The organism is Geminicoccus sp. (assembly GCF_036263595.1).
Taxonomy (GTDB): domain Bacteria; phylum Pseudomonadota; class Alphaproteobacteria; order Geminicoccales; family Geminicoccaceae; genus Geminicoccus.
This window is the reverse complement of sequence record NZ_DATAGQ010000044.1, coordinates 1-24,812: the sequence shown is the minus strand read 5'-3', so window position 1 is coordinate 24,812 and position 24,812 is coordinate 1. Positions and strand designations below refer to the sequence as shown.

The following is a 24,812-nucleotide window of genomic DNA, read 5'->3' as shown; positions in this document are numbered from 1 at the left end:
AGCGCAATGCCGCCGCAAGTCCGACGATCGTGACCAGCTACTGGAAACGAGCATCGTGAAAAAATTGAATAACCCACTAAAAAACAAAAGCAGCTGACCAGCAGGAATAACCGTAACGAGCTCCTGGCACGGCCACGTCCTTTTGGGGCTGAATGCAGGCAACACCCCGTCGCGATGCCGTGGGAGCTTGTCCAGGGTTAAGACCCCATCCTTGCGCGTCAAATAGGATTGGCCTCGGACGTCAGCTTAGCGGCTCTTGGTGAGCCCTTGCTTGAGCATAGCCGGATGCCTGACGGCCCAGGCGCTCAGGTGGCAGCTACCAGTTCGCGCCGGACCAATTCCTGCCGCGTCTCGGCAACTGCGATCCCGAGGTTGCCGATCAATGCCGCATCGTGCTCCCCAATGAGCGCTCTCTGCTCGACCTCCCGGGCGATGGTTCCGATCCGCGTCAACCCGAAGCTCGGCGCAGTCCCGGCGAGGCGATGGGCCAGCTTGGCGACGGCGGCAGGCTCGGGGCCCGCTTCCATGATCTCGCCATGAAGTTGTTCAGCCGACATCATCGCATTGCTCAGGAACTCAGCGAGCTTAGCCGGCCCTGCCATGCTGCCCAGGCTGCCGATCCGTTCCTCGTCGAGAAGGGCTAACTCTACCTGTTCCTGGCAGGCCTGCCGCGATCCAGACGGCTTCCCCTGGGAGATCGCGCCGAGTGCCGCGAACAGCTCCGGCCAGACGACGGGCTTTGTGAAGACTTCGTTCATGCCGGCTTCGCGGCAGCGCTTGCGCTCGGCCTCCATCACGTTCGCCGTCAGTGCTAGGATCGGCACAGCGTTGCGAGGAGGAGGCAGCGCACGGATCCGGCGTGTCGCCTCGATGCCGTCCATGACCGGCATCTGCACGTCCATGAGGATGACGTCGAACTGCTCCTGCCCCGCCATCCGCACCGCTTCCTGGCCATTCTCCACCAGGACGAGCTCATGCCCGTCGCGACCGAGCGCCGCCTGGATAAGGTCCCGGTTGATCTCGACATCCTCTGCGACGAGGATCCGCAGCGGTCGCGATGCCACCTCCTGCCACGTCACGCTGTGCGGGATGGGTTCGGCCCTGGCGTGATCGAGCGGCACTTCGAACCAGAACAGGCTGCCTTGGCCGACGTCGCTCTTGACGCCGATCTTCCCTCCCATGGCGTGCACGAGCTGTCGGCAGATCGCGAGTCCCAGGCCGCTACCGCCGTACTTCCGGGTGGTCGACAGGTCCGCCTGTGTGAACGCCTGGAAAAGGTCGTCCAGGCGATCCGAAGGTATGCCGATGCCTGTATCCTCCACCTCGAAGCGGCACAGCACCTGCTCGTCGTTCATGTCCTTGGCGAAGATGCGCACATCGACGCCCCCTTCGCTGGTGAACTTCAGAGCGTTGCCGACGAGGTTGACCAGGATTTGACGCAGCCGCGTCGGGTCACCCCGCAGGGTGACCGGGAGGTCCGGACTCAGGTCGAACGTCAGTCGGAGGCCCTTGTCCCTGGCGGTCGGCGCCAGGATCGAGCGCGTCTGCTCGCCGATCTGCGCCACCGAAAAGTCGATGTCCTCCAGGACGAGCCCACCGGCATTGAAGCGCGAAAAATCGAGTACGTCGTTGATGACGCTCAACAGGTGCCGGCCGGACGTTCGGATCGCCTGCAGATAGGCCTGCTGTCGTGGCTTCAGCCGCTCGGCAGCCAGCAGGTCGGCCATGCCGAGCACGCCCGTCATCGGCGTCCTGATCTCATGGCTCATGGCAGCCAGGAACTGGGCCTTGGCCCGGTCGCCCGCCTCCGCCCGCGCCTGTGCCACCTGCGCGGCCGTTGCGGCTCGACGAAGTTCCCGCACATAGCGGTGCAGCAGGCCGGCCAGCACGCCGGTACCGAGGCCAGCGAGTCCGATGAGAACGGCCGCAATCCAGGTCCTCACCCACCAAGCCTTCAGCACGGACACCACCGGTACCGCCGTCGCGACTTGGAGCCCCAGCCCACGCACCTCCGTTCGGGCAACAAGATAATCGTCTGAACGGAACATGCCGGAGTTCGAGCCCCGCTGGTCGCTCGGGGCCAAGAGGAAGTCTGGTCGGGGCGGTTCTCGATCCAGGGAGGGCCAATGGAGCGAATCCATGGCATAGATCCGTCCAAGCGGGTCGATCAGCACCATGATCTGATCGGGCTGCGTGAGCAGAATCGAGAAGACGTCCGCGTAGGACTCGGAGTGAGCCACCACACCGACGATGCCGGCGAACCTGCCGTCTGCCGACGTCCGGAGTGGCCAAGTCATCGGAACGAACCGCCGATGCGGCTTGACCCTGCCGATCAGTGGGGCGTCGATAAAGATGCCGCGTGCACCCGACGCGTTCCGGTGAACCGTGAAGTAGTCGCGGTCGCTGGCGTTCAGGCCAATGACGGCCGGGTTGCTTCCCGAAAAGGTCACGATGCCTTGCGCGTCGGCCAGGAAAAGGCTGCTCAGGGAAGAGAGCGCGTTGCTATAGCTAGACTGCCGCAGCAACCACGCCTTCAGATCCTCCAGGCCCATCTGGCCGCTGGCGAACTCGTCGATGGCCAGCGACACCACGATGTCGATTGTGCCTACGCCGCGTTCCACCATCCCGGCACCGGCCGTGGCGCTCGAGGTCAGCTCGGCGCGCGTGCCGGCGAGTACTTCGCTTCGGTCACGCCAAAGGAACCACGAAGCGCCAGCGCCGAAGACGATGACAATGACCAGCGCTGCCGCCGCCCCAACAATCCCGGGACGCAGGGACGCGAACCGGTCCCGCCAGGAAAGGTCTTGCGGCTTGTCCGTCAGCCGATCTCCTCGGACGTCAACGCCCATCTTTCGTCTGTTCCGGTAATTGTCGCACGCCACGAAGTCGACTGGAAATGACCGGACTCAGGCACTTCACGGTGCCGCCATCCGGACACGAATCAAGGTGGCTGAGGCCCAAGATCGGTCACTTCGAGTCCTTGTGGGATAGCCTCCGGTGGCCTGCGAGTGCGAGCGCAAAACTCTCAAGACATGATGCCGAACCGGTACCTGCGACATTGCGGGCAATGTGCAACAAGAGCAGGTTGGCGCCTGCAAACAATCATGAGGCTCTCACCTTCATGCAGCGCATCCACGATGTCGGTGGTCTACCGGGTGGACCCATCGATCAGGCAGCCCATGACTATGCCCCTTGGGAAAAGAAGGTCGACGCGATCATGCGCCTTCTGATTGGAGCGAAGGTGTTCACGCTCGACGAGATGCGGCGGGCGATCGAGGAACTGGGACCAGGCGCGTACGAGCAACTCAGCTACTACGAGCGCTGGATCCAGGCTGCTGGGAACCTGCTGCTGGAAAAGGGCGTGGCCACGCCCATGGAGATCGGCAAGGCGATGGATGCCGCTCGGGCACGTCATGCCGGAACGGGGCCATGACCCTGAAGAAGGGGGACCATGTGCGCGTGCTGCACCTGGATCCCCCCGGCCACCATCGCACGCCCAGTTTCGTGCGCGGACGAGAAGGCATCGTCGAAGCCCTGGCCGGCCGGATGCCGGACGCAGAGATGATGGCGTACGGTCGCCGCGGCGTGGACCAGCCCGTATGGCGGGTGCGCTTCCGGCAGGCAGAGCTATGGCCGGATTACGAGGGCGAGGCGGGTGACGCCGTCATCGTCGACCTCTACGAGCATTGGCTGGAGCCCCTTCGATGAACCAGGATCACGCCCACTCACATGATGCCGAACACGAGCATCATCATCCCCATCCGCGCCAGCCGGACGTCGAGGATGCGCCGCTGTCCTGGCACATGGCACTGACCGAGGCGGTGGCGGACTTGATGGTCGCCAAGGGCCTGTGCACGACAGCCGACATCCACCGGACGCTGGAGGTGATCGATGCCGCCAGCCCAGCCGCTGGGGCCCGGCTGGTGGCGCGGGCATGGCTGGATCCTGTCTTCAGGGAGCTCATGCTCGCTGATGTGAATCGGGCGGCCAGCGACCTGGGCATCGACGCCGGCGCCATCCCGATCCGAGCCGTCGAGAACCGGCCGGACCTGCACAACGTCATCGTCTGTACCCTGTGCTCCTGCTATCCGCGATTTCTCCTGGGTGGCTCGCCCGACTGGTACAAGTCGAAGGCCTACCGGTCGCGCATGGTCCGGGAGCCCCGCGCCGTGCTGCGGGAGTTCGGAGTCGATCTCCCCGCGGACGTCCGGGTCGACGTTCACGATAGTACCGCCGAACTGCGCTATATGGTGATCCCGAACCGGCCCGTCGGCACGGAAGGCTGGAGCGAAGAGCGGCTGGCGGAGACCGTCACGCGGGATGCCATGATCGGAACCGGCCTCGCACGCTGCGTCTGAAAAATCCGACTTTTATCTCTAGAAGGCTGCGGCTAACTTCCCAGGCAACGCGGCCGCCGAGTCGCGGGACTTGGGAGGTTCGTTTCATGATGATCGTCCGGCGCAGCGCCCTTGCCGCTGCCGTTCTGCTCGCTGGCGTGTCGTTTGCCGGCATCTCGGCCCGTGCCCAGGACGCCACTATCCTGGCCTCCGTGCCGTCGCTGACCTTTCCCTTCTTCGTGCACATGTTGAAGGAGATCAAAGACGAGGCGACCAAGCTCGGCGTGAAGACCATCGACAGCGACGGTCAGAACAGCGCGCCCAAGCAGACCGCCGACGTCGAGGCGGCCATTGTCCAGGGCGTCCAAGGCATCGTGATCAGCCCATCCGACGTGAATGCGATGGCGCCGGCCCTGGCGACCGCCGTCGAAAACAATGTCCCCGTCGTGACGGTCGACCGCCGGGTCGACGGCGTGGAAGGCATCCTGGCCCATGTCGGTGCCGACAACGTCAAGGGCGGCGAAGCTCAGGGGGAGTGGCTGCTCGCGAACTACCCGGATGGGGCCAAGATCATCAACCTGCAGGGTCAGCCCGGTGCGTCGCCCGCGATCGACCGCAACAAGGGCCTGCACAACGTCCTCGACCAGCACAAGGACAAGTACCAGATCGTCGCGGAGCAGACCGCGAACTTCGCCCGCGACCAGGGCCTGTCGGTCACCGAATCGATCCTTGCCGGCATGCAGGATCCGCCGGACGTCATCATCGCGGCGAACGACGACATGGCGCTGGGCGCCCTCGAGGCAGTCAAGTCGCGCGGCTTGAACGACATCAAGATCGTCGGCTTTGATGCCCTGCCTGAGGCGCTGGCTTCCGTGCGCGACGGCGGTCTGGCCGGTACGGTCGAGCAGTTCCCGGGCGGCCAGAGCCGCAAGGCCGTGCAGATCCTGGTCGACTACATCCAGAACGGGAAGTCGCCCGAGCAGTCCCTCGTGCTGCTCACGCCGATTGTCCTGACCAAGGAGAACCTCGACAAGGCCGAGCGCCTCGGGGAACTCAAGTAAGCTCCAGGAAGCCATAGGACACGGGCGATGGTCTCCATGCCGTCGCCCGCCTCTGCAGCGAATTGTGGATCGCGGTGAACAGCTCGAACGTCACGCCCTTTCTCCGCGTCCAGGGGATCAGCAAACGCTTTCCCGGCGTGCAAGCGCTGACGGATGTGGGCTTTGATGTCCGTGCCGGCGAGGCTCATGCACTGCTGGGCGAGAACGGCGCCGGCAAGTCGACCCTCCTCAAGATCCTGGCAGGCGCGCACCTGCCGGACGAAGGCACCATTGAGCTGGACGGACGGCCAGTCGAGATCAGGCGTCCGGTGGATGCCCAGGCCCTCGGCATCGTCACGATCTACCAGGAGTTCAACCTCCTCCCGAACCTGTCCATCGCCGAGAACGTATTCGTCGGGCGCGAGCCGACTCGCGGTCCTTTCGTCGACTGGAAGGCTCTGAACGAGCAGGCGCGCGCAGTTACGGCGCGGGTGGGCCTGAACATGGACCCTCGCCGTCTGGTCAAGGATCTCTCGGTTGCCGAGCAGCAGATGGTCGAGATCGCCAAGGCGCTCTCGATGAAAGCCAAGCTCGTGATCATGGACGAGCCGACCTCGGCCCTGTCCGAGACGGAGGTCGAGCGGCTGTTCCGGATCATCAACGACCTGAAGAGCCACGGAATCGCTGTCGTGTTCGTGACCCATCGGCTGGATGAGGTCATGCATATCTGCGACCGGCTGACCGTGCTGCGCGATGGCCGCCTGGTCGGGTCTTCCGAGGTGAAGGATGTTCGGGTCGACGACGTCATCCGCATGATGGTCGGCCGCGAGGTGGCCTTGCATGGCCGCGGGGGCCGCGTCGCCAAGCGCGATACTGCCATGCTGCAGGTCGAAGGGCTTACCCGGATGGGTGACACGAATGACCCGCATGCGGTTCGTGTGCGGAACGTGTCGCTGACCGCCTATACCGGCGAGATCCTCGGCATTGGCGGGCTGATTGGTGCGGGCCGGACCGAACTGGCCCGCGCCATCTTCGGTGCTGATCCCATCGATGCCGGGCGGATCCTCGTCAATGGCGAGGAGGTCAGGATCTCCACGCCACAGGATGCGATCCGCCACGGGATCGGACTGGTGCCGGAGGACCGCAAGCAGCAGGCGCTGTTCTTGTCGCTTGCAATCCGCCCGAACCTGTCGATGACCGCGTTGGATGCCATCACCGACCGGCTCGGCTTCGTTTCCGGCAGGAAGGAGCGGGAGCTGGTCGATACCTACCGGCGCAAGCTCTCGATCAGGATGGCCAATGGTGAACAGCTCGTATCCAACCTGTCGGGCGGCAACCAGCAGAAGGTCGTGCTGGCACGCTGGCTGGCGCTCAACCCGCGCGTCCTGATCGTCGACGAGCCGACCCGAGGGATCGACATCGCGGCCAAGAACGAGGTCCATCACCTGCTGTTCGAACTGGCCGCGGCCGGCATTGCGGTGATCGTCATCTCGTCCGAACTGCCCGAACTCATGCGGCTGGCGGACCGGATCGTAACCATGCGCGAGGGGCAGATCAGCGGAGAGATCGAGCGCGAACAGGCGACCGAGGAAAGCCTGATGTATCTGTTCACGCATACCAAGACAGCCGCCTGAGGCAGGACAAGACAGAACATGGCGACGGCGACGACTTCCGCAGGCGAAACCAAGAACAACGGCGTAGACCTGTTCGGTCTGCTGGCTACTTATGCACCGCTGATCTTCCTGCTGGTGCTGATGGGTATCTTCGCCTGGTTGACGCCCCGCTTCCTCTTGCCGCTCAACCTCGTCAACGTGATGCGCCAGGTTTCGATCTATGGCCTGCTGGCCACCGGCATGACCTTCGTGATCCTGACGGCTGGCATCGACCTCTCGATTGGTGCGATCGTGGCCTTTGCGGGGCTTGCGGCCGCAGCGATTGCCAAGGGTGGTCTTGCCAATCGGTTCACGGCTGGGGCCGATGCCACGGAGTTCGGCTATGGCTGGCCGCTCGCCATGCTGATCGCCGTCCTGTGCGGCACGCTGGCAGGTGCCCTGCAAGGCTTTGCCATCACCAGACTGAAAGTCCCGCCATTCGTCGTGACGCTAGGCGGCATGTCGGCATTCCGAGGTGCTGCCCTGCTCATGGCCGGCGGCGGTCCGATCTCAGGTTTCGACGCTGGCTATACCTGGTGGGGCCAGGGCTATCTGTTTGAACTGCCGCTCATCGGGCGCATTCCCGTACCGGTCATGGTCTTTCTGGCCTTCGCCGTGCTGGCCCACGTCATCCTGCGCTACACCCGCTATGGTCGGCACATCTACGGGATCGGTGGCAATCCTGAGGCTGCGCGACTCTCGGGTCTGAACGTGCGCGGCATCACCATGTCAGTCTATGTGATCATGGGTTTCATGGCGGGCCTGTCGGGCTTCATCCTGTCAGCCCGCTTGAACTCGGCCGAGGCAGTCGCCGGCCAGGGCTATGAGCTGATCGTGATCGCCTCTGTCGTCATCGGTGGGACCAGCCTGTTCGGCGGGGTCGGCACGATCTTCGGCACGGTGATCGGCACGATCCTGATCGGCGTGCTGCAGAATGGGCTCGTGCTGAACAACGTCAGCCCCTACGTGCAGCAGATCATCATCGGCCTGATCATCGTGCTCGCCGTGGCGTTCGATACCTTCGCGAAGTCGCGACGGCGGCGCGCCTGATACGAGACTGCGATCAGTTGGGCGGCGTGAAGCCGTCCTTGCCGACTAGCACGCTGCGCGCCGTGGGCAGGCCGGCCCCCTGCTCAACGAACACGGTGACCTTGGCCCCCTCCACCAAGGCCGATTCGCTGGCCGGCGCGAACGATGCGATCGCGCCGGCATCGACGATTTCGATGGTCTGGCTCCCGCCCTTGTAGGTTACCTGGACCTCACGTCCGCTGGCTGCGGTCTCGACCTTAGCGACTGTGGCATTGGTCATGGTGCTCTCCGGCTGCAGGTCCCAGGGAAAGCTGCCTTCGTTCATGCCGCGCGCCTGTTCCGGGAACACCATCACACCCAGCGCCTTGATCGTGCCGTCCGCCTGCGGCAGTCCGGCCACGCCGATATAGCTGCCGGGCTTGATCGCGTCGATGCCGACCGGCGTCACCGACAGGTACCGGGTGTTGCTGTCGATGCCGATCGGCTCCACGCCGCCATCCCGCTTGGCGACCGTGATCTTGCTCACGTCGAATTCGATCAGTGTTCCGCGGATGCGGGCCGTCTCGGCACTCGCCATCGGCAGGCCTGCCAGTTGCGCCAGCGCCACTACCAGCCAAACTGCATACTTCATCCGATGCCCTCCATTCCCGTGCATGAACGGACGATGTTCATCCGTCCGGTGTCAAAAGCTTGTTATGTCCGGGCGCTTCATGAAGGCAGTGCAAGTCAGCCTGGATCGCCGGCAGGAAACGCCGGTTGCGGATCGCCCGGCGTGCGATGAGGTCGACACGGCATCCGAGGCAAGCCTCCAGCTCGGAGAGGAGCCCGAAATGCCGTTCGGTCAGGGCCATTCCGGCAGGGGAAATGCCGAACTCCACCAAGAGGTCCACGTCGCTGCGACCCGGGTCGAAATCATCCCGCGCGCCTGAGCCGAACAGTTCCAGCCGCGCCACTCCATAGCGTCGGCAGAGTCCCTTGATCTCCGGCAGCTTGGCCTCGATGAAGGGGTGCATCAATCGGGTTGGGTCTCGCCTGCCTCGTAGCGACTCTCTGCCCGTCCAGCGTCGATCCGCTCCAGCAGCCGCTGCAGGTCTGTCAGGAGATCCGGGAGGACCCGCTCGGCCAACCCGTGCACCAGGTGATGATCGGTTAGCCAGTAGCCGTTGGCGATCCGGTTGCGTAGCGCCACGATCTTCGGCAGGTCCCGCAGGGTTTCCATGGCAGCAGGATCCTGCTGACCTGCTTTGAGCGCCGCGTCCCCGATCAGGAGCAGCAGCCGCTCCACGGCCAGGCAGCGCATGCGGTCGCTCAAATAGTGCTCGAGGTCCACCGCTCCCAGGAAATGCAGAGCCTCGTTCGTGGCGTCCTGGATGTCCTGCAGCCAGATCGTGATGTCGCGCGGTGCAGTCAACAGAAGCTCCCCTGTAGTTCCCGCGGCCTTGAAGCCATTCAGGCGGGCAGGATTTCGTCCTTGATGCGATACCATGCATAGGCGGCAGCAAGTGCTGGAACACGCAGGGAAGGAACTGGGAAGCGCACGGGCGGGCGGCGAAAGCACATTGGGAACGGCTCGTTGAAGCCGGCACCGGCGATCTCGGATGCCAGAAACTTCGCTGCATAGCCGGACATAGCGACGCCGCTGCCATGGCAGCCAAACAGGAACCCGGTCGACCGGTCCTGCGGGAACAGCCCGACCCTGCCGACCAGATCGGCGGTCAGGCAGACGAAACCCCGCCAGCGATGGCTGATCTCGACGTCCTTCCAGGCGGGGAACACCTCCTGCAGCCGCTTGTGCATGTAAGCCCAGTAGCGCTCGCCGGCCGTCTTGGTGGCACTGGTGCCTCCCCGGCCACCGAAGAGCAGCCGGCCATCCTTCAGGAGCCGGATGTAGAACAGGAGGTTGCGGCTATCGGCCACGGGAACGTCGGTCGTATAGCCCTGGGCCTGCCGTTCGGCCTCGCTCAGTGGACGAGTCACCAGGATGTTGGACAGCGCTGGCAGTGTCACGCCGTCGAACCGACCGTCCAGACCCTCCGTAGTGAAGCCGTTCGTAGCGACGACCACCGTCTTCGCCTTCAGGCGCCCGCCGCCCTGGATGTGGAGGACATGGGCCCCTGCCCCATCCCGCTCCCAGTGCACCACAGCTGACTGAGGATGCACCTTGCCGCCATGGGAACGTGCCAGCTGCAGGAGCCCATAGGTGTATTTCAGGGGATGCAGGCCCGTCCCATGCGGCACGTAGATCGCACCGTGCGCCTCCGGGCCGGCATAGCCCCGCGCGCGCAGTTCGTCCTTGGAGATGACTGGCCAATCCTCGCCGAACAGGCTGCGCATGGCACTGCTCTTCGCGGCGAGGCCTTTCAGGCGGTCCGGCTTGTGGGCCACGATGAATTCTCCGCGCCCGGACAGATCAACGTCCAGATTCTCGCTCCTGGCGACGTCGATCACATAGGCACAGGCGGCTTTCTGCGCCTCGAACACGGTGCGGGCATCCTCTGCCCCGTAGGTCGCGGTGAGGTCGTCGAGGGAGCGCTTGGTGTAGCCCATGCTGACGAAGCCGCCGTTCCGCCCCGAAGCGCCCCATCCGATCTTGGCGGCATCGAGCGCCGTAGCAGCGATACCGTGGCGGCGGGTCAGGTGCCAGACCAGTGACAGCCCGGCAATGCCGCCGCCGATGACCGCGACCTCCGTTTCGCTCTCGCCGACGAGCGGGCCGTCATCGGCGGGTGGCGGCCCTGCAGTCGCTTCCCACAGGCTCGGGACCGGCTCATCGGTGGCGTAGATGGCATCGTCATAAATCCTGCTGCCGATCAGCGCTGCCATGCGGTCCTGCATCCTTCCCCGTTCATCGCCGGACGACGATACGGTCCACCCAGGCGGACGCAACCTTCCTGCGGGATGCGATGGCCAAGGGTGCAGATCGAGCGGTCGCCTTGCGTTCAGGACGAGAAAAGGCGGCAGGGAGAAACTCCCTGCCGCCCTTTCCGATCAGGAGACGATGGTCAGTAACGGCCGGTCGTCGGATAGTCGTGGGTCTCGCGGCGGGTACCGATCGAGCCACCGATCGCAGCTGCGATAGCGCTCAGCGCCAGGGCGAGGCAGGTCCAGAGAGCACCGCTGGAAAGGGCCGATGCCGTCGCCTCGGTCGTCTCGCGAGCGGTCGCTTCCGCATCGGCTCGGAACTGCTCGGCGCGGGTCTGGAATTCCTGGATACGCGCCTCAGCTTCCTGCGGAGTGATCCCGGCCTGCTGCGAGATGATCTCGACGGCACGGGGACGCACCTGATCCATGGTCTGCTGGCCGGTCGCCACCTGGCCCATCAGCGAGACCAGTTCCTGGCGCGCCGATTCCGGATTCGCCGGCGCGTTGTTCGCGCGGAGAAGGTTATCGACCTGCTGCTGGATCTGGTCAGTGCTCAGACCAGCCGCATCCGCCACCTGCGGAGCCACGTTCGACACGGCCTGGGAGGCGCTCGAGACGGCACCGCCCAGCATATTGAAGGCACCGCCCAGGACGCTGCCGACCACTGAGGTCAGGAGCCACACGGAGATGATCAGCATCGAGGCCCAGGTCAGCAGACCGTGCAGCATGCCGTCACGCTTGTTGGTGGTACCGGCCAGCCGGCTCGCGACATAGCCACCCGCCAGCAGCGCCAGCAGCGCGGAGATCACCCACCAGGCGACGGCACCGATGCCGATCGACGTGGCGTCCGGAGTCCCGCCAGTGTTCGGCTCGATCGTGGTCAGCCCCAGACCCAGCCCGAGCATGGAAAGGAGCATCTGCACGGCAAGTGCGATGGCGACGCCACCGATGATGGCTCCCCACGACACCCGCCGGCGCGAATCACCCGCGACAGCGATCGCCGTGGGTTCGCGCACCAGGTCGTGATCCGACCTGCTCATTGTCGCCATCTCGTCGCTCCTCAACTTCACTTAGATACCCGAGCCAATTGGCCAGCCGGTGCGGTCCTCTCCCGAAACGGGATCGGCCGCTTGCGCCCTCAACCTACTATTTCCGCCATGGTTCCCGCTGGCCAGCACCCACCAAGCAGTTGATCGGCCAAGTGCGGTTAGGCACCCTGAGGTCATCCGGACTGAACGAAGGAGTGTTCCACTGGGCCAGACGACGGCGGGCATCGTGCTGGAAGGATTGCACGCCCTTAAACACGCCCTGCGCTTCGGCGCGCGGGTGCGACAGGCACTGTCCCCGGACCGCAGGCGACTGTTGGAACTGGCGGAGAGCCTCTGTCCGGACTTGGTGCCCCGGCTGCAGGAACTGGTGGAGGAAGTGCCCGTCAGCCGCTTTGCGACTCTGGCGGGCGGCGCCGTACCGACAGGGGTGATTTCATTCGCCGATCCGCCGGCGCACCGGCTGAACGAAGTGCTGGCGTGTTCCGGCAGCCCGATCGTGCTGCTCGACCGACCCACCCATCACGGCAATGTCGGCGCGACCATCCGGACGGCCGCTGCAGCGGATGCCGCGGCCGTGCTCACGACCGGCCCGCACGATCCCTGGCACCGCTCCTGTCTGCGCGGCTCGGCGGGGCTGCATTTCGCCCTGCCCATCCTGCATATCGACGACTTGCCGGATACGAGCGGCCGGCCATTGGTGGCCTTGGATCCGGACGGGGCGCCGCTCAGGCCGGGCTCCGTTCCGGACGACGCGATCCTCCTGTTCGGGTCGGAGCGCCGCGGCCTCGACGGCCGCTGGCGTCGCCGGGCGGAACGGACCTTCTGCTTGCCGATGCGCGCTGGCGTATCCAGCCTGAACCTCGCCAGCTCGGTCGCAGCCGTCCTCTACCGATGGCGCATCGACCGCATGTGAGGATCAGTCGAAGGCCACCCGGCCGATCCAGGGCAGGTGGCGGTAGCGCTCCGCCCAGTCGATGCCGTAGCCGACCACGAACCAGTCCTCGATCGTGAACCCGATGTGGTCCGCCTCGAAATCGACCTGCCGGCGGGACGGCTTGTCGAGCAGAGCGCAGGTACGGACGGTCCTGGCACCATTGGCGAACAGGAGGTCGCGCGTCCATGCCAGGGTCCGGGCCGTGTCCTGGATATCATCGACCAGCAGCACGTCGCGGCCGGCGACGCTGTCCGGCATGCCGCCGATCACCTTGACCTTGCCGGAGCTTTCCGTGCCGAGGCCATACGAGCTGACCTGGAGGAACTCCACCTCCGGCGTCAGTCCATGCCGGTCAAGGGCACGGACCAGGTCCGCGCTGAACACGAATGCACCCTTGAGCAGCCCAACCAGCGTCACGTCCGCCGGCAGCACGCTGGCCAAGTCCGCCGCGAGTTCGTCCACGCGACGGGCGAGTTCATCCGCAGTGAGCAGCGGCAGGACACGATGGGCTGGCACATCCGACAAGGCTGGCTCTCCACAGGCGGCACCACGCTGTGGTACCCGATCGCGTCGCCGACGTCAGTCATCCCAGCATGAGGGGTCTGCGTGATGCTCGACCATGTCTCCATTCGCGTGGCAGATCTCGTACGGTCCCGCGCCCTGTACGACGCCTGCCTGCCGGTGCTCGGGTACCAGCCGGTGATGACGATCGACGACGCACCCGATTTCAAGGGAGTGGGCTACGGCGGCAACAGCCACGAGCCGGCCTTCTGGATCGGCGCCTCTACCAATCCTTTCGATCCGGCACCGGTGCCGGTCGACGGGATGCACTTCGCATTCTCGGCGGTGGATCGGCCGGCTGTGGATGCCTGGTATCAGGCTGCGCTGGCCCATGGCGGCAAAGACAACGGACCGCCCGGCATCCGGCCCCACTACCATCCCAACTATTATGCCGCGTTCGTGATCGATCCGGACGGGTACCATCTCGAGGCCGTGTGCCATCTCCCGCCCTGACACCGCCAAGCCACCAGCCGTCCTGCTCGCCGGTGGCCTGGCCCGGCGCATGGGAGGCGGCGACAAATGCCTGCTGCAGTTGGCGGGCCGCCCCTTGCTCGTGCATGCGATCGATCGGGTCCGGCCACAGGCGGCTCCCCTCCTGTTGAACGCCAACGGCCAGTCCGATCGCTTTGCCGAGTTCGGCCTGCCGGTCATGGCGGATCCGGTCCCGGATCATCCTGGGCCGCTGGCCGGAATCCTGGCGGGAATGCGCTGGGCAATGAATTTCGGCCACTCTCACATGCTGAGCCTGCCGACCGACACGCCCTACTTTCCACTGGATCTGTCCTCCCGCCTCCTGTGCGCAGTCGACCCCGATCATCCCATCGCCTGCGCGGCCACGGCTGGAGCCGTTCATCACGTCTTCGCCGTCTGGCCGGTGGACTTGGCGGACCGCCTGGAGACAGCATTGCAGCAGGGGTGTCGACATGTCGGCCGCTTCGCCGAAACGGCCGGCCGCGCAGTCGTCGACTGGACGGACAGGCCGTTCGATCCATTCTTCAACATCAATACGCCGCAAGATCTGGCAGCAGCCGAAGAGATCCTGCTGCGAAACCAGGCCGGAACCGTATCGGAGTGACGCCCATGCCTGCCAACCGCCCCCGCGTGAGGATCGATTTCGTCTCTGACGTCGTCTGCCCTTGGTGTGCGGTCGGGCTGCGCTCCCTGGAGACCGCCCTGGAACGGCTGGAAGACCTGATCGAGGTCGAGCTTTTCATCCAGCCGTTTGAGCTCAATCCTGCCATGCCGCCCGAAGGCCAGGACATCGTCGAGCATCTTTCGCAGAAATACGGCAGTACGCCCCAACAGATCGCTGCCAACGGCGAGGCGATCCGGGTGCGTGGTGCGGAGCTTGGCTTCACCTTCCGCATGGACCGGCGCGCGCGAACCTATAACACGTTCGATGCGCATCGCCTGCTCCACTGGGCGCAGGACATGGGCAAGGCGATCACGCTCAAGCACGCGCTTCTCGAGGCCTATTTCTCACATGGCGAGGATGTCTCCGACCATGCCGTCCTGGCCCGGCTAGCCATGGAAGCAGGACTGCCGCGAGAGGAGGCCGAAGCGATTCTGGCTGGCGACCGGTTCGCCGAAGATGTCCGCGTGCAGGAGCGCCACTTCACGGATCTGGGCATCCATGCGGTTCCATCGGTGATCCTGAACCGTCGCCACCTGATACAAGGTGGCCAGCCGCCCGAGGTCTTCGAGCAGGTGCTCCGACGGCTGGCCGAGGCTGGCGAACCAGTGGCGTGACCGGCGAGCTTCCACCCCGCCTGTGCACAGCAATCCGCTGACGGGAGGCTGATCTTCCGCTATCCAGAGGTCGTTGTCGAAAAGGTCCCTGGAGAGCCGGTTCTTGCCGATCCGTCCGGAGCGTCGCTTCTTTTATCCGATCGATTGGGCGATCATCAGCCGACAGATCAGGTTTGGGCGGGCCAAGGGACGCTGCGAGACCTGCGGCCGACCACATGGGCGCCTGATCTGCCAGCTGAATGACGGGCGCTGGTTCGACGATCTGTCTGCCCAGTGGCGCGACGACCGTGGCGAACCAGTTGCATGGCCCGACATTGTCGACCTTTCTGGACAGCAGCGGCGCAAGATCTTCCTCGGAACGGCCCATCTGGACCAGGACCCTGGCAACTCACGTCCGACCAACCTGAAGGCGCTATGCCAGCGCTGCCACCTGCGTCACGACCGGACAGCCAATATCCTGTGCCGGCGGCTCCGGCTCCGCGCGCGGCGCGCGATCGGGGACCTGTTTGCAGGTCCCCATCCGATCATCTGAAGGGTCGTCGGGTCATGCTTTCGCCTGGACCAGACTGCCAGCCGGGCAAGAAACACCGGTGCCACCCAGGCCACAATAGCCCCAGGGCTTCTTGGCCAAATACTGCTGGTGTTCTTCTTCGGCGTAGTAGAACCGGACGTCGCCGCCGATGGTCGTGGTGATCGGCCCGAATCCTGCCTTGCCGAGTTGCGCCTCGTAATCGTCCAGCATCTGTTTCGCGAGCTCCCGGTCCACCGGCTCGGCCAGGTAGATGCAGGAGCGGTACTGCGTGCCAATATCATTGCCCTGGCGCATGCCCTGCGTCGGGTCATGACCTTCGAGGAAAGTCTTCAGCAGTTCGGAGAGGTGGATCTGCTTTGGGTCGTAAACGATCAGCACCACCTCCGCATGACCGGTGCCTTCGCTGCACACCTCGTAGTAGGTCGGATTGGGCGTGCTTCCCCCGGCAAAGCCGACGGCGGTCACCCATACGCCCGGCATCTGCCAGAATAGCCGCTCCGCCCCCCAAAAGCAGCCGAGCCCGACAATCAGCGTGCGATAACCCGCCGGCCAAGGAGGACTGAGGTCACGGCCCGAGACATGATGCTTGCCCGGCTCCATGATGGGTTCGGAGCGACCAGGCACCCAGTCGCACCGACCGCGCGACTTCTTCCTGAAGGACAAGAAGCCGAACATCCCAATCCCTTTCCCGCTTGGCTGCACGCCGAGAGGTGGAAAGGGCCCGGAAACTGTTCAAGCGCTTCCGGCGACCGGAACGTATTCGAGCCTCACGATCAAGCCGGGCCGTCGACAACGAGCCTGACTAGCCGACCAGAACGAAACACGCCGTTCATGACGCTCGAACCGTGAATCCCACGGGCAATAAAGCGGTGCGAGATGAACAGCAGGCAGTTCGCCGGCTGTGCCCCGATCTTCTGACTGACGACGCCTCATCGTTGATCCTTTGCGTTCTCAAGGTTCAACGGCCCCTCATCACCCGATCTTTGCCGAGCTTGATCGAAGGCTTCCTACAAATCACGATATCGTCATCTGGCTCACAAACAAAATAGGTAGAATCATGTCAATTTGTTCATCTTATGGTAGGGCAGGCAGCAGCCAGACCAGGATCGGGAACGTCAGGATGGTGGAGGCGACGATGGTAGCGCTGGTCTCCGCCACTGCCGATTCGTAACGGACGGAGAACAGATAGGCGTTGATACCTGCCGGCATGGCCGCGGTGACGATGGCGACGGTACGTGCCATCGGGTCCAGCGGGACGATCCAGGTAGCCACCACGAACACAAGCAGCGGAAACACGGCGTTCTTGAACAGGCAGAGAACCATCGCCTCCCGCCAGAGCGCACCCAGCCGGAACCTGGCGAGATTCGCGCCCAAGGCGAACAAGGCCAGCGGCATGGCGGCCTGCCCCAGGAAGGCGGCGGTCTGGTCAATCGCGCCTGGCACGGGGATGGGCGACAGCCGAAGCAGCAGGCCCACAACCAATGCCACCAGGATCGGGTTGGTGACGAGGCTAATCGTGACAGCCCTCGGCAGCTTACGGAGTTCGCCGGCCGCACCAACGCCGAGTTCGGCCACCACCGTCGTCACGGTGAAAAGGGTGGCGCTGTGGAAGGCTATCAGCAGGAACAGCGGGACAGAGGCCTGCTCGCCATAGGTACCGATCGTGATCGGCACGGACAGGACCAGCACGTTACCGAAGGAGGCGGTAATGCCGAAAATGGCGGGCTTGGCCAGCCTTGCCCCGAACAGCTGCCATCCGGTGAACGCGGCCAAGCCGAAAATGACGAAGGCGCAGCCGAAATAGACGAAGATCAGTCGCCACTCGATCTCGGCCGGCAGGTCCACCAGAAGCATCTGCCGCGCCAGCATAACTGGCAGCGCCACGTCGAACACGAACCGCGAGATTCCCTGGACCTGCTGGTCCGTTACGACCCGGAAACCGGCCAGCACGCGTCCCAGCAGCACCAGGGCGTAGACCGGGACAAGATGATCGAACAGGATCTGAGACACTGGCACCGCCCGGGTGCCAGATAAGAGCTGCCACCCGAAGCGATCAAGTCATGCCGGCCCCGTTCCGGGCAGACGGCTCAGGTGAACCGACCGTGGCAGGCCTTGAACTTCTTGCCGGAGCCACAGGGACAGGGCGCATTGCGCGAGACCCGGCCCCAGGTCGAAGGATCGGCGGAATCGACCCCGGCCGTTTCCGATTCCTGGTCCTCGGCCGACGCAGCCATGGCCATGGCCATCGCGGGCGCACGGGCAGCGGCCTGAACGGCCGGTGGCGGCTCGGGCGGCGCCGCATTCGCCATGCGGATCTGAACCTGCATCATCACCTGCGTCACCGTCTGACGCAGCTCGGAGAGCATGGTGTCGAACAGGTCGAAAGCTTCCCGCTTGTACTCGTTCAGCGGGTCCTTCTGGCCGTAGCCACGCAGGTAGATGCCCTGCCGCAGATGGTCCAGATGCAGGAGGTGGTCCTTCCAGACATGATCCAGGACCTGAAGGATCAGGCTCTTCTCGGCCTGCCGCATCACCTCCGGGCCATACTCCTGGACCTTGGCTGCATAATGCGCATCGGCCGCGTCCTGGAGCCGCTTGATGACGTCGTCCTCGGCGATGCCCTCCTCCTTGGCCCAATCCTGCACCGGCAGGTCCAGGTTCAGGTAGCGGCGGACGTCGGCAGCCAAATCTTCAGTGCGCCACTGCTCCGGATAGGCCTTTTCCGGCATGTGCTTGCGGACGAGCTCGAGGATCGTGTGCTCGCGCATGTCAGCGATCGTGTCGGCCAGATCGTCAGACCGCATCAGCTCGAGGCGCTGCTCGTAGATCACCTTGCGCTGATCGTTCATGACGTCGTCGAACTTCAGCAGCTGCTTGCGGATGTCGAAGTTGCGCGCCTCGACCTTCTGCTGAGCCTTCTCCAGCGCCTTGTTGATCCACGGGTGGACGATCGCCTCGCCTTCCTTCAGGCCCAGCTTCTGCAGCATGCTGTCGATCCGCTCGGACCCGAAGATCCGCATGAGATCGTCGTCGAGCGACAGGAAGAACTTCGAGCGGCCGGGATCGCCCTGCCGGCCGGAGCGGCCGCGCAGCTGGTTGTCGATGCGCCGGCTCTCGTGGCGCTCGGTCCCGATCACGTAGAGCCCTCCCACCTCCTTGACCTTGGCCTGCTCGGCCTCGACCTCGGCGCGGATCCTGGCGGCGGCGTCCGGATCCGGCTCTTCACCGAGCTCGTTCAGGATCCGCATGTCGGCATTGCCGCCCAGCTGGATGTCGGTGCCGCGGCCGGCCATGTTGGTAGCGATCGTCACCGCACCCATCCTCCCGGCCTGGGCCACGATGTTGGCCTCCTGGTCATGATGGCGGGCGTTCAGGACCGCGTGCGGCACCTTCTTCTTCTTGAGCGCGTCGGAGAGCATCTCCGACTTCTCGATCGAGACGGTGCCGACAAGGATCGGCTGCTGCTTGGCGTGCGCGGCCTCAATCTCCTGGACGATGGCGTCATACTTCTCGCGCGCCGTCCGATAGACCTCGTCGTGCTCGTCCTGCCGGATCATCTTCCGATGGGTCGGGATCTCCACGACCTCGAGCTTGTAGATCTCGGCGAACTCGGCCGCCTCGGTCGAGGCGGTGCCGGTCATGCCGGACAGCTTCGAGTAAAGGCGGAAATAGTTCTGGAAGGTGATCGACGCGAGCGTCTGGTTCTCCGGCTGGATCCGGACCTTTTCCTTGGCCTCGATTGCCTGGTGGAGCCCGTCGGAGTAGCGCCGGCCTTCCATCATGCGCCCGGTGAACTCGTCGACAATGACGACCTTGCCCTCCTTCACCACGTACTCGACGTCGCGCGAGAACAGGTGATGGGCCCGCAGCGCCTGGTTGGTATGGTGGACGAGGGTGACGTTCTCGATGTCGTAGAGATCGGGAGCCTTGAGCAGGCCGGCAGCGGCAAGCAGTTCCTGGATATGCTCTTGGCCCTGTTCGGTCAGCGAGACGGAACGCTGCTTCTCGTCCTTCTCCCAGTCGCCTTCCACGAGCTGTGGAATGATCATGTCAACGGCGCGGTAGAGGTCCGAGCTGTCCTCGGCCGCACCACTGATGATGAGCGGCGTACGGGCCTCGTCGACCAGGATCGAATCGACCTCGTCGACGATCGCGAAGCCGTGGCTGCGCTGGACGAGCGAGTCGAACGTCTGCTTCATGTTGTCGCGCAGATAGTCGAACCCGAGCTCATTGTTCGTCGCATAGGTAATGTCGCAGGCATAAGCCTCGCGCCGAAGCTCATCCGGCAGCATCGGCACGACCACGCCCACGCTCAGGCCCAAAAAGCGGTGGACCTTGCCCATCCAGGCGGCGTCGCGCCTGGCCAAGTAGTCGTTCACCGTCACGATGTGGACGCCGTTGCCCGGCAGGGCATTCAGGTAGGCGGCCAGCGTCGAGACCAGCGTCTTGCCTTCGCCGGTCCGCATCTCCGCGATCTTGCCCTGGTGCAGCACCATGCCGCCGATCAGCTGCACGTCGTAGTGCCGCTGCCCGAGCGTCCGCTTGGCAGCCTCGCGGACGACCGCGAACGCCTCGACCATCAGCTCGTCCAGCGTGGTCCCGGCCTCCAGCCGGCCACGGAACTCGTCTGTCTTGGCCTTGAGCTGGTCGTCCGAGAGGGCCACCATCTGCGGTTCCAGCGCATTGATGGCCTCGACGTTCTTTTTGAGGCTCTTGACCACGCGGTCATTGTGCGACCCGAAGAGCCGCCTTGCGATGGCGCCGAACATGCCGCTGGAAAATCCCGTCAAAGAGTGAACCGGGCGCACACCTGCACCCACCGGGCAACGGCCCGATCCATGCAGGGTCGCTGAGCTACGCTTCCAACCGACAGGTGTCAACGCGAGCGCGCTTGTGCAAGTCCGCGCAGGATGGCACCAGTCCGTCGCGCAAAGTCTTTCACGGGGACGGTCACCCGACCAGCGCTCATGCATGAGCGGTCTCAACAACAGAGGAGCACCCTCGGTGCGTCTAGCGGTTTTCGGTCTTTCGATCCTTCTGGCCACGACGTCGCTCGTTCAAGCTCAGGAGACCACGCCTGCGCCGGCCGGCGACGCGGCGAACCAGGCCACCACGGCCCCTGCAGCCGACCCGGTCGTCGCGACGGTCAACGGTTCGCCGATCCACCGTTCGGAGGTCTTGCGCTTTCAGGAGAGCCTGCCCGAACAGTATCGCACCATGCCGCTGGAGATGGTGTTCGAACCGCTCTTGAACCGCGTCATCGATACCCGCCTCTTGGCAGCCAAGGCCGAGCAGGAAGGGATCGCCAGCGATCCGGCCGTCGAAGCGAAAGTGACCGACGCCCAGCAGGCGATCCTGCGCGATGAGATCCTGCGCCGGGCGGTCGACCAAGCCACGTCCAGCGAGGCGCTGCAGAAGGCCTATGACGAGGCCAAGGCCCAGCCGGACTTCGCGCTGGAAGAAGCCCGCGCCGCACACATCCTTGTCGAAACGCCCGAGGCGGCTAGCGAGGTGATTGCCCGGCTCGACAAGGGCGAGACCTTTGCCGAAGTCGCCAAGAGCGTATCGAAGGATCCCGGCAGCGCCGAGCAGGGCGGCGAGCTTGGCTGGTTCACCCGCGACAAGATGGTGCCGGAGTTCAGCGCTGCGGCCTTCACCATGGAGCCCGGCTCCTACAGCAAGGAACCGATCAAGTCGCAGTTCGGCTACCATGTGATCCTCCTCGAGGAGAAGCGCACGCGCGAGCCGTCAATCGAGGAGATGCGTGAGGCGCTGTTCCAGCAGGGTGCCCGTCAGGCAATCGAAGCGGTCGTGGCCGACGTGCGCGAAGGTGTCACGATCGAGAAGTTCAATCCTGACGGATCGGCTCCGGCCCCGGCAGGCAGCACGCCGCCTGCCGACGTGGCACCGGCAGCACCGGCCCAGTAACCCCGACCACCGATCCGAGAGTACCCGATGAGCCATCCCATCTCGCCGCTGGCCCCCGAGCGCCTGCCCGACTTGCCGGTCGTCGCAGGCGTCCGTTTCGCCACCGCCGAGACGGGCATGCGCTATCGGGACCGCCCCGACCTGCTGCTCGCGGCCTTCGATCCTGACACGTCCGTCGCCGGGGTGTTCACCCAGAATGCGGTCTGCGGCCATCCAGTGACCTGGTGCCGGCAGATCCTGCCCCGAGGGCGGGCGCGCGCCCTGGTGGTCAATGCCGGCAACGCCAACGTCTTTCGCGGTGCCGAAGGCGACGCTGCCGTCCGCAGGGAAGCAGAAGCCGCGGCCGCGGCGGTCGGCTGTGAGCCGCAGGAAGTATTCGTCGCCTCGACCGGCGTCATCGGCCAGCGTCTTGATGCCGACCGGATCGCTTCCCACCTGCCGCGCCTGGCGGGTCAGCTCCAGCCGGACGCCATGGTCGCGGCGGCTCACGCGATCGTGACGACCGACACATTCCCGAAAGCTGCGGTCAAGCGGGTGACCGTCGATGGACAGGAGGTGACGCTGGCTGGCATCGCCAAGGGCTCCGGCATGATCGCGCCGAACATGGCGACGATGCTGGCCTTCCTGTTCACCGACGCCAGGGTCGAGGCGGCCGCCCTGCAGGACATGCTGCAGACAGCCGCCGGCCGGTCCTTCAACTGCGTCACCGTCGACAGCGACACCTCCACCTCGGACACGCTGCTCTGCTTTGCTACCGGCAAGGCCGGCAATGGGCCGATCACGGCTGGTTCCGGCCCCTTCGCTCGTGTGCTCGAAGAGCTATGCATCGACCTGGCAATACAGGTGGCCAAGGATGGCGAAGGTGCACAGAAGCTCATCACCGTGAGCGTGTCGGGCGGAGATGATGATCGCTCCGCCCGAACGATCGCCATGTCGATCGCCAACTCGCCGCTGGTGAAGACCGCGATCGCCGGGGAGGATGCCAACTGGGGCCGCGTGGCAATGGCGGTCGGCAAGGCCGGCGTGCCGGTCGACCCGGCAGCACTGACCATCGCGTTCGGCGGCATCGCCGTGGCGCGCGACGGGGGTGCCGTTGCTGATCTGGACGAGGCGCCGGTCACGGCGCACCTTAAGGGCCGCGACGTCGCCATCGACGTCGTCGTCGGCCGGGGCAGCGGCAAGGCCCGTGTCTGGACCTGCGATCTCACCCACGGCTACATCGACATCAACGGCAGCTACCGGTCCTGAGCGGCCGGATGAGCGAGGCCCAAAAGCCGGTCCTGCTGGTGGTCGCCTGTGCCCTGGTCGATCCGGACGGCCGCGTCCTGGTGGCCCAACGACCGGAAGGCAAGCCAATGGCCGGCTTGTGGGAGTTCCCCGGCGGCAAGGTCGGAGAGGGCGAGACTCCGGAGGCGGCGCTCATCCGCGAGCTGGACGAGGAGTTGGGCGTATCCACCCATGCGAGTTGCCTGGCCCCCCTCACCTTCGCCTCGCACAGCTACGAATCCTTCCACCTCCTGATGCCGCTGTTCGTCTGCCGCCGCTGGCAGGGCGATCCAGTAGGCAGGGAGAACCAGGCCCTGCGCTGGGTCCGCCCACAGCGCCTGCGTGACCTGCCGATGCCGCCGGCCGACCTCCCGCTGATCGCGCCGCTCTGCGACCTGCTCTGACGCTCCCAGCTGCCTCAGGCGTTCACCACGTGCAGCAGCGGCCGGCCGTCCCGCAGCCGCGCGATATTCTCGGCGATGACCGCCTGTCGCCGCCGGATCGTTCCGTCCGTCCAGCCGGACATGTGCGGCGTCATCAGGACGTTCTGGAGCTCATGGAACGGCAGCTTCGACGGTAGGGTCTCGGGCCTATCGGCTGATGGATAGTCGTACCAGGTGTCGATCACAGCACCAGCGATTTGGCCCGCTGCCAAGGCTTCATAGAGCGCCGCCTCGTCGACCAGGGGCCCACGGCTGACATTTACCAGCACCGCGTGCCTGGGCATCGCCGCGAACGCCTCGGCGTCGACCAATCCTTTCGTCTCGGGCAAGAGCGGCAGCGTAACCACGAAGCTGTCCGCCGACGACCAGAACGACGACAGCTCGTCCATCGGGAATCCCCGGTCGACTGACGGAGAGACAGGCAATACGGAACGGTTGGCGACATGGACGCGCATGCCGAATGCCTTGGCGCACCCGGCCACTGCCTTGCCGATATGGCCAAAACCCAGGATGCCGATCGTACTTCCGGCGAGCTCGGGATGGGTGGTGGCCGCACGCCCTGCCTGATAGGCCCAGCGGCCCTGGCGCAGATGCCGGTCGGCATCGATGAACGGGATGCGCCGCATGAGCAGGGCCCCTATCACATATTCCGCGATGGCCTGCTCGTGACCGAAGCAGTTGCAGACCGGGCAACCGATCGGCAGCATCGCGAAGCGGATTCCGTCATAGCCCGCTCCCGGTACCTGCAGAAGGCGCAGCCCGCTGGGTATGGGAAGACCGTCGTCGAAGCGGGTGGCGACCAGCACCTCCGCAGTCCGAAAGGCCGCAACGTCCGCTTCGCTCGTGACCCGATCGGGCAGCACGGCGAGTTCGTCACTTGGCTGCAGTTGGCCTGCGAAGCCGACGCTGAAGTTGGCGGCATTCTCGCCATGAAAAACGATCCGCATCATCCCGCCCCGAACTTGTGCTCCCCGGCGGCTTGAGCAGAGGCGGGATCGTCGGCACTGTCCAGCCGCCCCGTGACCAGCCTGGCGCGGCAGGCCCATCCCGCACTGCTGGACAGCGTCTCTTGGAAATGATCGTCGGGGTCGCGATCCCGTTCTTTGCCGTCCTGGTCTGCGGCTCCCTCGCACGGTACCTGCGCATCCTCGACGAGGGCGGGGTGCGGGGCCTCAACGGCTTCGTCTACTGGTTCGCCCTGCCTGCCCTGCTGTTCTGGAAGGTCGCGCAGACTCCGTTCGCCAAGCTGGCCGATCCATCCTTTTACGCGGTCTATGAAGGCTCCTGCCTGATCTCCCGGCCTACAGTTCTTTGAGACACCGCATTGCAGGTAGAGGACTGCAAGGAGGTGGAGGATGGACGAGGACGTTGGGGCGGACGTGGGTCCGGTGGAGCGCGCCCGCTACGCTGGCCGATCCGGGTCCATGCCC

Annotated in this window: 26 protein-coding genes; 15 read left to right on the top strand and 11 right to left on the bottom strand. The window is 65.0% G+C overall.

Annotated features, from left to right (window positions below):
- Window positions 1-305: 305 nt before the first annotated feature.
- Window positions 306-2,849 carry an ATP-binding protein gene (locus VHL31_RS03445; protein ID WP_329659803.1) on the bottom strand — a complete coding sequence of 848 codons (2,544 nt, stop codon included), beginning with the start codon at window positions 2,847-2,849 and terminating at the stop codon, window positions 306-308.
- Window positions 2,850-3,121: 272 nt separating this feature from the next.
- On the opposite strand from VHL31_RS03445, the gene VHL31_RS03440 reads away from it, so the two are divergent.
- The 6 genes from VHL31_RS03440 (at window position 3,122) to VHL31_RS03415 (ending at window position 8,079) form a co-directional block, all read left to right on the top strand.
- Window positions 3,122-3,433, top strand: a complete 312-nt coding sequence (locus VHL31_RS03440; RefSeq protein ID WP_329659802.1) for a hypothetical protein — start codon at window positions 3,122-3,124, stop codon at window positions 3,431-3,433.
- On the top strand, window positions 3,430-3,708 hold the full coding sequence (locus VHL31_RS03435; protein WP_329659801.1) for an SH3-like domain-containing protein: 279 nt from the start codon (window positions 3,430-3,432) through the stop codon (window positions 3,706-3,708). The genes VHL31_RS03440 and VHL31_RS03435 overlap by 4 nt, the downstream gene beginning before the upstream one ends.
- The gene (locus VHL31_RS03430) at window positions 3,705-4,358 is read left to right on the top strand and encodes a nitrile hydratase subunit alpha (protein WP_329659800.1); all 654 of its coding nucleotides are present in this window, start codon (window positions 3,705-3,707) and stop codon (window positions 4,356-4,358) included. Before VHL31_RS03435 ends, VHL31_RS03430 begins: the two co-directional genes overlap by 4 nt.
- Before the next feature lie 89 nt (window positions 4,359-4,447).
- Window positions 4,448-5,398: a substrate-binding domain-containing protein gene (locus tag VHL31_RS03425; RefSeq protein WP_349262350.1), complete on the top strand. Its 951-nt coding sequence runs from the start codon at window positions 4,448-4,450 to the stop codon at window positions 5,396-5,398.
- A gap of 74 nt (window positions 5,399-5,472) precedes the next feature.
- On the top strand, window positions 5,473-7,011 hold the full coding sequence (locus VHL31_RS03420; RefSeq protein WP_329659798.1) for a sugar ABC transporter ATP-binding protein: 1,539 nt from the start codon (window positions 5,473-5,475) through the stop codon (window positions 7,009-7,011).
- A gap of 18 nt (window positions 7,012-7,029) precedes the next feature.
- On the top strand, window positions 7,030-8,079 hold the full coding sequence (locus VHL31_RS03415) for an ABC transporter permease (protein ID WP_329659797.1): 1,050 nt from the start codon (window positions 7,030-7,032) through the stop codon (window positions 8,077-8,079).
- 13 nt (window positions 8,080-8,092) lie between these two features.
- On the opposite strand, the gene VHL31_RS03410 is transcribed toward VHL31_RS03415, so the two are convergent.
- The 5 genes from VHL31_RS03410 to VHL31_RS03390 form a co-directional block, all read right to left on the bottom strand.
- Complete coding sequence (locus VHL31_RS03410; protein ID WP_329659796.1) at window positions 8,093-8,689, bottom strand: hypothetical protein; 597 nt, start codon at window positions 8,687-8,689, stop codon at window positions 8,093-8,095.
- Between the two features lie 37 nt (window positions 8,690-8,726).
- On the bottom strand, window positions 8,727-9,071 hold the full coding sequence (locus VHL31_RS03405; protein ID WP_329659820.1) for a nucleotidyltransferase family protein: 345 nt from the start codon (window positions 9,069-9,071) through the stop codon (window positions 8,727-8,729).
- Window positions 9,071-9,469, bottom strand: a complete 399-nt coding sequence (locus VHL31_RS03400) for a DUF86 domain-containing protein (RefSeq protein ID WP_329659795.1) — start codon at window positions 9,467-9,469, stop codon at window positions 9,071-9,073. Before VHL31_RS03400 ends, VHL31_RS03405 begins: the two co-directional genes overlap by 1 nt.
- A gap of 38 nt (window positions 9,470-9,507) precedes the next feature.
- The gene (locus tag VHL31_RS03395) at window positions 9,508-10,881 is read right to left on the bottom strand and encodes an FAD-binding oxidoreductase (protein WP_329659794.1); all 1,374 of its coding nucleotides are present in this window, start codon (window positions 10,879-10,881) and stop codon (window positions 9,508-9,510) included.
- Between the two features lie 179 nt (window positions 10,882-11,060).
- Window positions 11,061-11,960, bottom strand: a complete 900-nt coding sequence (locus VHL31_RS03390) for a YrzE family protein (protein ID WP_329659793.1) — start codon at window positions 11,958-11,960, stop codon at window positions 11,061-11,063.
- Between the two features lie 235 nt (window positions 11,961-12,195).
- Here VHL31_RS03390 and VHL31_RS03385 point away from each other — a divergent pair, with 235 nt between their 5' ends.
- The gene (locus VHL31_RS03385) at window positions 12,196-12,882 is read left to right on the top strand and encodes a TrmH family RNA methyltransferase (protein ID WP_329659792.1); all 687 of its coding nucleotides are present in this window, start codon (window positions 12,196-12,198) and stop codon (window positions 12,880-12,882) included.
- Window positions 12,883-12,885: 3 nt separating this feature from the next.
- Here VHL31_RS03385 and hpt read toward each other — a convergent pair whose 3' ends face one another.
- Window positions 12,886-13,419 (bottom strand): hypoxanthine phosphoribosyltransferase, encoded by a 534-nt coding sequence (hpt, locus tag VHL31_RS03380; protein WP_329659819.1) that lies wholly within the window; start codon window positions 13,417-13,419, stop codon window positions 12,886-12,888.
- 93 nt (window positions 13,420-13,512) lie between these two features.
- Between hpt and VHL31_RS03375 the strand changes: the two genes are divergently transcribed.
- The 4 genes from VHL31_RS03375 to VHL31_RS03360 all read left to right on the top strand — a co-directional run bounded on the left by VHL31_RS03375 (window position 13,513) and on the right by VHL31_RS03360 (window position 15,745).
- Window positions 13,513-13,917 carry a VOC family protein gene (locus tag VHL31_RS03375; RefSeq protein WP_329659818.1) on the top strand — a complete coding sequence of 135 codons (405 nt, stop codon included), beginning with the start codon at window positions 13,513-13,515 and terminating at the stop codon, window positions 13,915-13,917.
- The gene (mobA, locus tag VHL31_RS03370; protein WP_329659817.1) at window positions 13,871-14,539 is read left to right on the top strand and encodes a molybdenum cofactor guanylyltransferase MobA; all 669 of its coding nucleotides are present in this window, start codon (window positions 13,871-13,873) and stop codon (window positions 14,537-14,539) included. The genes VHL31_RS03375 and mobA overlap by 47 nt, the downstream gene beginning before the upstream one ends.
- A 5-nt stretch (window positions 14,540-14,544) precedes the next feature.
- Window positions 14,545-15,213 (top strand): DsbA family oxidoreductase, encoded by a 669-nt coding sequence (locus VHL31_RS03365; protein WP_329659791.1) that lies wholly within the window; start codon window positions 14,545-14,547, stop codon window positions 15,211-15,213.
- A 103-nt stretch (window positions 15,214-15,316) separates the two neighbouring features.
- Window positions 15,317-15,745, top strand: coding sequence for a hypothetical protein (locus VHL31_RS03360; RefSeq protein ID WP_329659790.1), 429 nt, complete (start codon window positions 15,317-15,319; stop codon window positions 15,743-15,745).
- Window positions 15,746-15,757: 12 nt separating this feature from the next.
- Here VHL31_RS03360 and msrA read toward each other — a convergent pair whose 3' ends face one another.
- The 3 genes from msrA to secA all read right to left on the bottom strand — a co-directional run bounded on the left by msrA (window position 15,758) and on the right by secA (window position 20,514).
- A complete protein-coding gene (gene msrA / locus VHL31_RS03355; RefSeq protein ID WP_349262349.1) occupies window positions 15,758-16,420 on the bottom strand; it encodes a peptide-methionine (S)-S-oxide reductase MsrA in 663 nt (220 codons plus the stop codon).
- A gap of 399 nt (window positions 16,421-16,819) precedes the next feature.
- Window positions 16,820-17,755 (bottom strand): AEC family transporter, encoded by a 936-nt coding sequence (locus VHL31_RS03350; protein WP_329659788.1) that lies wholly within the window; start codon window positions 17,753-17,755, stop codon window positions 16,820-16,822.
- A gap of 77 nt (window positions 17,756-17,832) precedes the next feature.
- Window positions 17,833-20,514 carry a preprotein translocase subunit SecA gene (gene secA / locus VHL31_RS03345; RefSeq protein WP_329659787.1) on the bottom strand — a complete coding sequence of 894 codons (2,682 nt, stop codon included), beginning with the start codon at window positions 20,512-20,514 and terminating at the stop codon, window positions 17,833-17,835.
- A gap of 235 nt (window positions 20,515-20,749) precedes the next feature.
- Between secA and VHL31_RS03340 the strand changes: the two genes are divergently transcribed.
- The 3 genes from VHL31_RS03340 to VHL31_RS03330 are packed head-to-tail and all read left to right on the top strand — an operon-like array spanning window position 20,750 to window position 23,343.
- The gene (locus VHL31_RS03340; RefSeq protein ID WP_329659786.1) at window positions 20,750-21,673 is read left to right on the top strand and encodes a peptidylprolyl isomerase; all 924 of its coding nucleotides are present in this window, start codon (window positions 20,750-20,752) and stop codon (window positions 21,671-21,673) included.
- Window positions 21,674-21,700: 27 nt separating this feature from the next.
- Window positions 21,701-22,921, top strand: a complete 1,221-nt coding sequence (gene argJ / locus VHL31_RS03335) for a bifunctional glutamate N-acetyltransferase/amino-acid acetyltransferase ArgJ (protein WP_329659785.1) — start codon at window positions 21,701-21,703, stop codon at window positions 22,919-22,921.
- 8 nt (window positions 22,922-22,929) lie between these two features.
- Complete coding sequence (locus VHL31_RS03330; RefSeq protein ID WP_329659784.1) at window positions 22,930-23,343, top strand: (deoxy)nucleoside triphosphate pyrophosphohydrolase; 414 nt, start codon at window positions 22,930-22,932, stop codon at window positions 23,341-23,343.
- Between the two features lie 14 nt (window positions 23,344-23,357).
- On the opposite strand, the gene VHL31_RS03325 is transcribed toward VHL31_RS03330, so the two are convergent.
- Window positions 23,358-24,332: a 2-hydroxyacid dehydrogenase gene (locus tag VHL31_RS03325; protein ID WP_329659783.1), complete on the bottom strand. Its 975-nt coding sequence runs from the start codon at window positions 24,330-24,332 to the stop codon at window positions 23,358-23,360.
- A gap of 119 nt (window positions 24,333-24,451) precedes the next feature.
- Here VHL31_RS03325 and VHL31_RS03320 point away from each other — a divergent pair, with 119 nt between their 5' ends.
- A complete protein-coding gene (locus VHL31_RS03320; RefSeq protein ID WP_329659782.1) occupies window positions 24,452-24,697 on the top strand; it encodes a hypothetical protein in 246 nt (81 codons plus the stop codon).
- Window positions 24,698-24,812: the final 115 nt, after the last annotated feature.

What these genes read in the sequence shown, in the direction of transcription:
- secA (WP_329659787.1), bottom strand. Translation starts at nt 20,514, where the DNA reads ATGTTCGGCGCCATCGCAAGGCGGCTCTTCGGGTCGCACAATGACCGC.
- VHL31_RS03325 (WP_329659783.1), bottom strand. Translation starts at nt 24,332, where the DNA reads ATGATGCGGATCGTTTTTCATGGCGAGAATGCCGCCAACTTCAGCGTC.
- VHL31_RS03425 (WP_349262350.1), top strand. Translation starts at nt 4,448, where the DNA reads ATGATCGTCCGGCGCAGCGCCCTTGCCGCTGCCGTTCTGCTCGCTGGC.
- VHL31_RS03410 (WP_329659796.1), bottom strand. Translation starts at nt 8,689, where the DNA reads ATGAAGTATGCAGTTTGGCTGGTAGTGGCGCTGGCGCAACTGGCAGGC.
- VHL31_RS03395 (WP_329659794.1), bottom strand. Translation starts at nt 10,881, where the DNA reads ATGGCAGCGCTGATCGGCAGCAGGATTTATGACGATGCCATCTACGCC.
- VHL31_RS03365 (WP_329659791.1), top strand. Translation starts at nt 14,545, where the DNA reads ATGCCTGCCAACCGCCCCCGCGTGAGGATCGATTTCGTCTCTGACGTC.
- msrA (WP_349262349.1), bottom strand. Translation starts at nt 16,420, where the DNA reads ATGTTCGGCTTCTTGTCCTTCAGGAAGAAGTCGCGCGGTCGGTGCGAC.
- VHL31_RS03440 (WP_329659802.1), top strand. Translation starts at nt 3,122, where the DNA reads ATGCAGCGCATCCACGATGTCGGTGGTCTACCGGGTGGACCCATCGAT.
- VHL31_RS03390 (WP_329659793.1), bottom strand. Translation starts at nt 11,960, where the DNA reads ATGAGCAGGTCGGATCACGACCTGGTGCGCGAACCCACGGCGATCGCT.
- VHL31_RS03330 (WP_329659784.1), top strand. Translation starts at nt 22,930, where the DNA reads ATGAGCGAGGCCCAAAAGCCGGTCCTGCTGGTGGTCGCCTGTGCCCTG.
- VHL31_RS03405 (WP_329659820.1), bottom strand. Translation starts at nt 9,071, where the DNA reads ATGCACCCCTTCATCGAGGCCAAGCTGCCGGAGATCAAGGGACTCTGC.
- VHL31_RS03445 (WP_329659803.1), bottom strand. Translation starts at nt 2,849, where the DNA reads ATGGGCGTTGACGTCCGAGGAGATCGGCTGACGGACAAGCCGCAAGAC.
- VHL31_RS03430 (WP_329659800.1), top strand. Translation starts at nt 3,705, where the DNA reads ATGAACCAGGATCACGCCCACTCACATGATGCCGAACACGAGCATCAT.
- argJ (WP_329659785.1), top strand. Translation starts at nt 21,701, where the DNA reads ATGAGCCATCCCATCTCGCCGCTGGCCCCCGAGCGCCTGCCCGACTTG.
- VHL31_RS03375 (WP_329659818.1), top strand. Translation starts at nt 13,513, where the DNA reads ATGCTCGACCATGTCTCCATTCGCGTGGCAGATCTCGTACGGTCCCGC.
- VHL31_RS03435 (WP_329659801.1), top strand. Translation starts at nt 3,430, where the DNA reads ATGACCCTGAAGAAGGGGGACCATGTGCGCGTGCTGCACCTGGATCCC.
- VHL31_RS03415 (WP_329659797.1), top strand. Translation starts at nt 7,030, where the DNA reads ATGGCGACGGCGACGACTTCCGCAGGCGAAACCAAGAACAACGGCGTA.